This is a genomic window from Streptomyces bambusae, assembly GCF_019400985.1.
In the GTDB taxonomy this organism is placed as follows: domain Bacteria; phylum Actinomycetota; class Actinomycetes; order Streptomycetales; family Streptomycetaceae; genus Streptomyces; species Streptomyces bambusae_A.
In genome coordinates this window covers 1-9341 of record NZ_WTFF01000284.1, presented here as the reverse complement: position 1 = coordinate 9341, position 9341 = coordinate 1, and the positions used below count along the sequence as shown (strand labels likewise).

The following is a 9341-nucleotide window of genomic DNA, read 5'->3' as shown; positions in this document are numbered from 1 at the left end:
CCGCCAGGCCGAGCGCGCCGCCGCCCGCGGCGAGCACCGCCGCCCCCAGTACCGCCCGTCGCGCTGCCCCGCCCTGTGTCATGGCTGTCGTCTCCCCAGTCGTCGACTCTTCACGAGATACCGAGATGTCGAGATGTCGAAATGTCAAAATGCCGAGATGCCGAGATGTCGCGGTGCCGAGATGCCGAGATGCCGAGGTCCCGGGAGCTCCGCGGCGTCGGCCCTGACCGGCGCAGCGATGGTAGGCAGCGGCGGGTGGCGGGCGGCCCAGCTGCGGCCGAACATGGCGGAAACGTGCGTCAACACGGCGTAACTCTCCTGTGAACCCGATGTGCGATCAGAGCAGACCCGCGAGTATCGTCCTCATCTGCACTGCCCCCGGGCGGTGCTGTCCCGCTTGTCGACGCCGGAGGGCCCACGTTGTTCCGTACCGCGCTCATCAAAGCCACTGTCGGACCGGTCTTGCGCATGCTGTTCCGCACCCGTGTGGAGGGCATCGAGAACATTCCGGGCACCGGGCCGGTGATCCTCGCGGGCAACCACCTCACCTTCATCGACTCGATGATCATGCCGCTGGCCGTGGACCGCACCGTGCACTTCATCGGCAAGGACGAGTACGTCACGGGCAAGGGCCTCAAGGGCCGGGCGATGGCCTGGTTCTTCACCGGCACCGGCATGATCCCGGTGGACCGGGACGGCGCCAACGGCGGAGTCGCGGCGCTGATGACCGGCCGCCGGGTGCTGGAGGAGGGCAAGATCTTCGGCATCTACCCCGAGGGCACCCGCTCCCCCGACGGCCGCCTGTACCGCGGCCGCACCGGCATCGCCCGGCTGACGCTGATGACCGGCGCGCCGGTGGTCCCGTTCGCGGTGATCGGCACGGACCGGCTCCAGCCGGGCGGCAAGGGCATGCCCCGACCCGGCCGGGTCACCCTCCGCTTCGGCGAGGCGATGGAGTTCTCCCGCTACGAGGGCATGGACCGCGACCGCTACGTGCTGCGCGCGGTGACCGACTCGGTGATGGCCGAGGTCATGCGGCTGTCGGGCCAGGAGTACGTCGACATGTACGCCACGAAGGCCAAGGAAGCGGCGTAGCCGCTCCGGCCGGTCGGGGGCTCGGGTTCCATGGCCCGAGCCTCGCACGCCTACTGCCGTTGCAGCGAACGGCTCACGCCGGCTGCGGTGGTGGTGGCCAGGATCCAGCCGGTGACGATCAAGAGGTAGGACAGCCACTGGTACCAGCCGGACGGGGCGAAGGCGGACTCCTGCCCGAAGCCGATGATCGGTAGGAGCAGGTCGATGGTGTAGAAGAGCGGGTTGAAGTCCGGGGCCTCGCCCGCCTTCAGGGGGCGGGGCGGGGTCAGACCGTACGCGAGGGTGCCCGTCACGAGCAGGGCCAGCAGCCAGGCAGCGGCTCGCAGCGGGCGGAAGCCGTAGCCGACGGTGGCGTCCTGGAGCACGCCCCACGCCCGGGTGTGGCGGGGCTGGGTGCGCCGGTGGCGGCGGAGTTTGGCGAGCTGGACGGTGCGGGCGCCGGTCTCGTCGCCGACGGTGCGGTAGCTGGCGGCCAACTGCTCGTAGGCGTACGGCAGATAGCCGTCCTCCTCGCGTTCCAGCAGCGGCAGCCGCTCCTCGGCGGGCAGGTGCGGATGGAGCAGCCGGTAGGTGAGCCCGTCCATGCGCACCACGGGCGGCCAGACGGACGGCTCGGCCCACAGCAGGTCGAGCTGGCTCCGGCGCAGGTTGACGATGCCGTCGATGGTGGGGCTCTTGCGCAGCCAGAACTCGCCGACGACACAGCTGCTGGCGCGCAGCGCCACCCCGCCGGGGTTGGCCAGCCGGGCCCGTCCCAGGAAGAGCTGGCCGGGGATCCGGGCCCCGGTGAGGTTGACCATGCCCCGGGCGGTCAGCCGGCTGCCGCGTACGTCGGTGCCGACGGACAGGGTCTCGGCGTGCAGGGCGATGCCGCCGGGGTTGATCAGCCGGGCCCGGTCGAGCATGACCTGGCCCCCGACGGTGGCTCCGTTGATGCGGAACTCGCCGTGGACGGTGAGGCCGTCGGCGATGACGTCCGTGGCTATCTCGGCGTGGTTGAGCTGGAGCGGGGGTTCACCGGCCTCGTCGGGGAGGGGGCTGGGGCGGACGACCGCGTCGTTGAGGAAGAGGCCGCCGGACATCCGCGCGCCGGCGAGCCGGAGGGGGCCGTCGACGGTGCAGCCGGAGAGCCGCAGGACCACGTCCACCCGGAGGTTGGCGGCGGTCAGGCCGGGCAGGGTGGAGTCGCCGAGGACCACGGCGCGCAGCTGGGCGCCGTACATCATGGGTTTGCGTTCGAACCAGCACGATCGCAGTCGGATCGGGTGGTCCACGACGGCGTACTTGAGGTCGAGCTTGCCGACGATCTTCGCGCCGTAGAGCTTGAGCCCGGCGACCCGGCCCTCCTGCGGGGGGACGCCGAGGAGCAGGGAGCGCAGGACGTCCGCGCGCACCGTGCGCTCGGGACCCCAGGAGGCGCCGTCGCCGGAGGGCTCGTCGGGGCTCTCGCGGAAGTCGACGCCCTCGCCGCGCGGGAAGGCGTCCCAGACGCGGCGTTCCGCGGGGGTCAGGTCGGTGATCTCCATCGCCGGGATGGTGTCGCGACCGTGATCGACTGTCAACTTCGGTCGCGACACCCCCGGCTGTCACCGCGTCAGTGCTCGGCACCTCCGCCGTGCTTGACGCGTCAGTGCTCGACGCCGTCCTGGAGCCGCTGTCCGCGCAGCAGGAACCAGGCGGCCGCCGCGGTGGCCAGCAGGACGGCCGCGCCGACCCCGCTGGCGAGCCGCAGCCCCTCGACGAACGCGTCCTGGGCGGCTGCGACCATGGTCTGCGCGGTGGCCGGGTCCAGGGCCTGGGAGGCCTCGACGGCTCCGCCGAGCGACTCGTGGGCGGCCTCGGCGACATGGGCCGGGACCCCGGCCGGGGCGGTGAAGTCCCGGTAGGCGCCGGTGACCACGGAGCCGAGCAGGGCGATGCCGAGCGCGGCGCCGAGCTCGTAGGCCGTCTCGGAGACGGCGGAGGCCGAACCGGCCTGCTCCTTGGGCACGCTGGAGAGGATCACGTCGGCGGTGACGGTGAAGGAGAAGCCGGCGCCGAGGCCGACGACCAGCAGGGCGGCACCGAGCAGCGGGTAGCCGGTCTCCCGGTGGACCAGGGCGACCACGCCGAGCGCCAGCCCGATCGCCGCGAGGCCGCCGGTGACGACGGCGCGCACGGAGAACCGGCGGGCGAAGCGGCCGGCCACCAGGCCGGTGGCCACGGCGCCGACGGCGGCGGGCAGTTCGGCCAGGCCTGCCTCGAGGGGAGAGCGGCCCTGGACCAGCTGGAGGAACTGCGAGAGGAAGAAGACCAGCCCGGACAGGCCGAACACGGTGAGCAGGTCGGCGAGGACGGCGCCGGAGAAGCCGCGGTGGCGGAACAGGCGCATGTCGAGCAGCGGCGCGCTCAGGGCGAACTGGCGGCGCACGAATCCGTACAGGCAGCCGGCGCCGAGCGCCGCGGCCACCCAGACCTCCCCGGTGGGGCCGTGCGTGGCGGCTTCCTTGACGGCGTAGACGAGGCCGATGACGCCGACCAGGGAGAGGGCGACGCTGAGCAGGTCCCAGGGGCCGGCGACCGGGTTCCTGGACTCGGGCAGCAGCTTGATGCCGACGAGGACCAGGACGGCCATGACGGGCAGGTTGATGAGGAAGACCGAGCCCCAGTAGAAGTGCTCCAGCAGGAAGCCGCCCACGACCGGGCCGACGGCCGCGCCGGCGGAGGCGGTGGCGCCCCAGATGCCGATGGCGAGGCTGCGCTCCTTCGGGTCGTGGAAGATGTTCCGGATCAGCGCGAGGGTGGACGGCATCAGGGTGGCGCCGGCCACGCCGAGCAGGGCCCGGGCCGCGATCATCATCTCGGGGCTGGTGGCGTAGGCGTTCAGTACGGAGAAGGCGCCGAAGGCGGTGGCACCGGTCAGCAGCAGCTTCTTGCGGCCTGTCCGGTCACCGAGGGAGCCCATGGAGACGAGCAGGCCGGCGATGACGAAGGAGTAGATGTCGCCGATCCACAGCAGCTGACTGCCCGTGGGCTTGAGGTCCTCGCTGAGGGCGGGGGTGGCCAGGCCCAGGACGGTGGCGTCGACGGCGACCAGCAGCACGGCGAGCACCAGCACGGACAGCGCGAGCCAGCGTCCGGAGCTCCCCGCCCCCGTCCCGTTCTCCTGCGTGAGCTGCTTGGTCGCGGTCATTTCTCCACACTCCGTCGGACGCCACCGAGCAGCAGCTCGGTGATCATGTACTGGAAGTCCTTGGCGGCGACCCGGCCGTCCATGACGGCCCAGGCGCAGGTGCCGATGAGGCCGTAGAGGGCCTCGGTGAGCCAGGCGGGGCTCAGGTCGATCCTGAAGTCGCCCTCTTCCTGGCCGCGTTTGAACAGGGCGGACACCCGGGCGTCGAGCCGGGCCCAGCCCTCGTTGATCTGGTCGCCCTCGAACAGCTGGTTCTCGGTGACGAGGAAGGCCAGCAGCTGGGCGTCGCGCTCGGACTCGGCGACCAGTCGACGCAGGGCCTCCACGGCACTGCCCTCGTCGAGCCGGGCGCGGTCGAAGGCCCCTTCGAACTCGCGGATGCCGAGGTCCTCCAGGGCCCGCACCAGTGCGTCCCGCCCGGCGAAGTGCCGGTGCAGGGTCGCCCGGCCGATCCCGGCGGCCCGGGCCACCTCGTCCATGGTGGCGGTCGACTTGCGGGAGAGCAGCGCGGCGGCTGCGCGGAGCACCTGGTCACGATCCATTGCCATGAGACCACCATACCTCAAATGAGACGTCGATGTCTCATTCAATATTGATGTGCCTCACCCGAGGCAGAAAGGAACACTGAGTGTGATGAAGCCACTCCTGCTGATCGACGTGGACGGACCGCTCAACCCCTACGCCGCGAAGCCGCACCGCCGCCCGCCCGGCTACACCACCCACCGGATGCGTCCGACCGGTTTCACCGACCGGCCGCTGCGGGTCTGGCTGAACCCCGGGCACGGCGCCGGGCTGCTCGCCCTCGCCGAGCTCTACGAGCTGGTGTGGGCCACCACCTGGAAGGACGAGGCGAACGACTGGATCGGGCCGCACCTGGGGCTGCCCCGGCTGCCGTACGTCGACTGGCCGGAGATGCACGGGTGGGCGCCGCGCGGCACCTTCTGGAAGACCCAGTACGTCCTGGAGTACGCCGCCGGGCGGCCCTTCGCCTGGATCGACGACGACGTCACGGACCTGGACCGCGCGTACGTCGACCAGCGCCACCCGGCCCACGCGCTGCTGCGGTACGTCGACGAGCGGGTCGGCCTGACCGGCGAGGACTTCGACGCGCTCGCGCGGTGGGCACAGGGCCTCTGAGGTGCACGGACCGGGGACGGGGACGGGCCCCGGGAACGCATGAGGGGCGGCAGCGGCCCCGGGGAGGACGGGCCGCTGCCGCCCCTGCGGGACGGATGGCTGTGGGTGGCGCTACCGCTTGTGCCTGGCCCAGGCGTGCTGGATGACCAGGTCCGCCTTGAGCTCGGTGAGCTGGACGGCGACCGCGCTCGGCGCGGTGCCGCCGCGGCCGCTGCGGGAGGCCAGCGCGCCGGGCACGTCGAGGACGGTGCGGACCTCGGGCGTCAGGTGCTCGGAGATCTTCGCGAACTGCTCGTCCGTCAGCTCGTCCAGCTCGATGCCGTGCGCCTCGCACTCCTTGACGCACTCGCCGGCGACCTCGTGCGCCACGCGGAACGGCACGCCCTGCTTGACCAGCCACTCGGCGATGTCCGTGGCGAGCGAGAAGCCGGCCGGGGCGAGCTCCTCCATCCGCTCCCGGTTGACCGTCAGGGTCGCCATCATGCCGGTGAAGGCGGGCAGCAGGACTTCAAGGGTGTCGCAGGAGTCGAAGACCGGCTCCTTGTCCTCCTGGAGGTCCCGGTTGTAGGCCAGCGGCAGGGCCTTGAGGGTGGCGAGCAGGCCGGTCAGGTTGCCGATCAGGCGGCCGGACTTGCCGCGCGCCAGCTCGGCGATGTCCGGGTTCTTCTTCTGCGGCATGATCGAGGAGCCGGTGGAGAAGGCGTCGTGGAGGGTGACGAAGGAGAACTCCTTCGTGTTCCAGATGATGATCTCCTCGGCGATCCGGGACAGGTTGATCCCGATCATGGCCGTGACGAAGGCGAACTCGGCGACGAAGTCGCGCGAGGCCGTGCCGTCGATGGAGTTGCCGACCGAGCCCCGCTCGAAGCCGAGGTCGGCGGCGACCGCCTCCGGGTCCAGCCCGAGCGAGGAGCCGGCCAGGGCGCCGGAGCCGTACGGGGAGACCGCGGTCCGGGTGTCCCACTGGCGCAGCCGCTCCGCGTCCCGGGACAGGGACTGCACGTGGGCGAGCACGTGGTGGGCGAAGAGCACCGGCTGGGCGTGCTGGAGGTGGGTCCGGCCCGGCATGGCCACGTCGGCGTGCGCCTCGGCGAGGCCTACGAGGGCGTCCTGGAGGTCGGCGATGAGGCCGCCGATGATCCGGGCGTGGTCGCGCAGGTACATGCGGAAGAGGGTGGCCACCTGGTCGTTGCGGGACCGGCCGGCCCGCAGCTTGCCGCCGAGCTCGGCGCCGAGCCGCTCCAGCAGGCCGCGCTCCAGGGCGGTGTGCACGTCCTCGTCGGCGATGGTCCCGGTGAAGGAGCCGTCGGCGACGTCCGCCTCCAGCTGGTCGAGGCCGGCCAGCATGCGGGTCAGCTCGTCGGCCGTGAGCAGCCCCGCCTTGTGGAGCACCCGGGCGTGGGCGCGGGAGCCGGCGATGTCGTACGGGGCGAGGCGCCAGTCGAAGTGGACGGAGGCGGAAAGCTTCGCCAGGGCCTCGGCGGGGCCGTCGGCGAACCGGCCGCCCCAGAGCCGGACGTCACCGTTGTTGCTGCTCACTGCTGATGCTCCTCGATCACTGCATGGCTTCGGGTGTGCAACGGCCTCCCCGCCGCGGAGGTAACGGGGAGGCCGGCCGTCACATGGGTGCCCGCGCCGCGGGCGCCGGGATCAGCCCGGTCGCGGGCGCCGGGATCAGCCGAGGTCGCGCTTCGCGGCGATCTTCGCGGAAAGGGCGAAGATGTCGATGAAGCCCTGGGCCTTGGACTGGTCGAAGGTGTCGCCGGTGTCGTAGGTGGCGAGGTTGAAGTCGTAGAGGGACTCCTCCGACTTCCGGCCGGTGACGACGGCGCGGCCGCCGTGCAGGGTCATCCGGATGTCGCCGGTGACGTGCTGGTTGGCCTCGTCGATGAAGCCGTCCAGGGCCCGCTTGAGCGGGGAGAACCACAGGCCGTCGTAGACGAGCTCGCCCCAGCGCTGCTCGACCTGCCGCTTGTACCGGGCGAGCTCGCGCTCGACGGTGACGTTCTCCAGCTCCTGGTGGGCGGTGATCAGCGCGATCGCGCCGGGGGCCTCGTACACCTCGCGGGACTTGATGCCGACGAGGCGGTCCTCGACCATGTCGATCCGGCCGATGCCCTGGGCGCCGGCCCGCTCGTTGAGCTGCTGGATGGCCTGGAGCACGGTGACGGGCTTGCCGTCGATGGCTACGGGCACGCCCTGCTTGAAGGAGATGACGACCTCGTCGGGCTCACGCGGGGTGGCCGGGTTCGAGGTGTACTCGTAGATGTCCTCGATCGGGCCGTTCCAGATGTCCTCCAGGAAGCCCGTCTCGACGGCCCGCCCGAAGACGTTCTGGTCGATGGAGTACGGGGACTTCTTGGTGGTCGCGATCGGAAGGTTCTTCGCCTCGCAGAAGGCGATGGCCTTGTCCCGGGTCATCGCGTAGTCGCGGACCGGGGCGATGCACTTCAGGTCGGGGCCGAGGGCCTGGATGCCGGCCTCGAAGCGGACCTGGTCGTTGCCCTTGCCCGTGCAGCCGTGGGCGACGATGCCGGCGTTGTGCTTCTTCGCGGCGGCGACCAGGTGCTTGACGATGGTCGGCCGGGAGAGCGCCGAGACCAGCGGGTAGCGGTCCATGTAGAGGGCGTTGGCCTTGATCGCCGGGAGGCAGTACTCGTCGGCGAACTCGTCCTTGGCGTCCGCGACCTCGGCCTCGACGGCACCGCAGGCGAGCGCGCGCTTGCGGATGACGTCCAGGTCCTCGCCGCCCTGGCCGACGTCCACGGCAACGGCGATGACCTCGGCGCCCGTCTCCTCGGCGATCCAGCCGATGGCGACGGAGGTGTCCAGGCCGCCCGAGTAGGCGAGTACGACGCGCTCGGTCACGGGTTTCTCCTTACGGTGCAATCAACGACAGGCATAACTATGCATGACTCCGTATGTTTCGTCAATCGGCCTTTCGGGGGCGTCCATGACCAGCGGAAATACCGCGGCGCCGCACGAGCGCCCCCCTTACGCTCGGAGCCTCGGCATCACGAGTCACGCGGTGCCGGCACAGGGAGGGCACATGGCGACGGGGCGGCGGCACGAGACGGCACACGGGCGCGCGGTGGCGTACTCGCTGCTGCGCGGCGAGGACCCTCCGGCGCACGGACCGCTGACCTGGGGCTCGCCGCACGCCTGGCTCGCCTTCGACCTGGCGGCCCGGAGCGCGGTGGCGTACCACGGCCACGGCCACGAGCCGCAGCGGCCGGCGGCGCAGGGCGGTCCCGCCACCCGGAGCGCGGTGGCGTACCACGGCCACGAGCCACAGCGGCCGGTGGTGCTGGGCGGTCCCGCCGCGGTGCGGCCGGTGGCGCCGGGCAGCCCCGCCGTGGACCTCCATCTCGCGCTGCGGGCGTGCCACCCCGACGGCCGGGTCCGCGAGGCCGCGCTCAGGACCCGGCAGGTGCCGCTGCCGCTGATCGTGATCCGGTGTGCCGACTGGGTGCCCGCCGTACGCGCCCGGGCGCGGCGGGAGCTGGTCCTGGCGCTGGCCGGCTACCCGGAGCTCACCCTGTCCGCCACGGTCCCCCTGGCCCTGCGGCTGGGCGGGCGGGAGCAGGGCGCCTGGGTGGTGGAGCTGTTCGAGGCCGCCCTGCACCACCGGCCGCCGCGCCTGGCCCAGTGGTGGCGGGTCGGCCTCCTCACGGGCCCCCCGCGCCGGCGCACGGCCGATGCGATCCTGACCGGCCTGCGCGGCAGTACCGATCCGGCGACCCGGCGCTTCGCCACCCGCATCGTCCTCGGCCGGGGCGCGGCGGGCGTACGGGAGCTCGCCCGGGCGGCCGCGGCCGAGCGCGATCCGGTGACGGCCCGGATGTGGACCGATGCCGCCCTGCAGGCGCTGGCCGCCGGGGGGCCGCGCGGAAAGGCGGCAGGCCGGGCGAACCACGACGCGGTCGATGCTCTGCTC

Annotated in this window: 7 protein-coding genes and 1 pseudogene; 3 read left to right on the top strand and 5 right to left on the bottom strand. The window is 72.2% G+C overall.

Translation table 11 applies throughout. The features are described from left to right. Positions 1–468 precede the first annotated feature (468 nt). Positions 469–1095 (top strand): lysophospholipid acyltransferase family protein, encoded by a 627-nt coding sequence (locus tag GPJ59_RS28560; RefSeq protein ID WP_258025051.1) that lies wholly within the window; start codon positions 469–471, stop codon positions 1093–1095. Between the two features lie 50 nt (positions 1096–1145). On the opposite strand, the gene GPJ59_RS28555 is transcribed toward GPJ59_RS28560, so the two are convergent. From GPJ59_RS28555 to GPJ59_RS28545, 3 genes are all read right to left on the bottom strand, one after another. Continuing rightward, entirely contained in the window at positions 1146–2621 is a 1476-nt protein-coding gene (locus GPJ59_RS28555; RefSeq protein ID WP_219670586.1) for a membrane-associated oxidoreductase, read from the bottom strand. Positions 2622–2722: 101 nt separating this feature from the next. Further along, positions 2723–4267: an MFS transporter gene (locus GPJ59_RS28550; RefSeq protein WP_219670585.1), complete on the bottom strand. Its 1545-nt coding sequence runs from the start codon at positions 4265–4267 to the stop codon at positions 2723–2725. Continuing rightward, the gene (locus GPJ59_RS28545) at positions 4264–4815 is read right to left on the bottom strand and encodes a TetR/AcrR family transcriptional regulator (RefSeq protein WP_219670584.1); all 552 of its coding nucleotides are present in this window, start codon (positions 4813–4815) and stop codon (positions 4264–4266) included. The genes GPJ59_RS28550 and GPJ59_RS28545 overlap by 4 nt, the downstream gene beginning before the upstream one ends. Positions 4816–4900: 85 nt before the next feature. On the opposite strand from GPJ59_RS28545, the gene GPJ59_RS28540 reads away from it, so the two are divergent. Beyond that, entirely contained in the window at positions 4901–5404 is a 504-nt protein-coding gene (locus GPJ59_RS28540; RefSeq protein WP_219670588.1) for a hypothetical protein, read from the top strand. A 111-nt stretch (positions 5405–5515) separates the two neighbouring features. On the opposite strand, the gene argH is transcribed toward GPJ59_RS28540, so the two are convergent. Both argH and GPJ59_RS28530 read right to left on the bottom strand, forming a co-directional pair. Then, positions 5516–6943, bottom strand: a complete 1428-nt coding sequence (gene argH, locus GPJ59_RS28535; protein ID WP_219670583.1) for an argininosuccinate lyase — start codon at positions 6941–6943, stop codon at positions 5516–5518. A gap of 135 nt (positions 6944–7078) precedes the next feature. Next, on the bottom strand, positions 7079–8272 hold the full coding sequence (locus GPJ59_RS28530) for an argininosuccinate synthase (RefSeq protein WP_219670582.1): 1194 nt from the start codon (positions 8270–8272) through the stop codon (positions 7079–7081). A gap of 181 nt (positions 8273–8453) precedes the next feature. Here GPJ59_RS28530 and GPJ59_RS28525 point away from each other — a divergent pair. Further along, positions 8454–9341: pseudogene (locus GPJ59_RS28525) on the top strand (hypothetical protein); the annotation flags it as partial.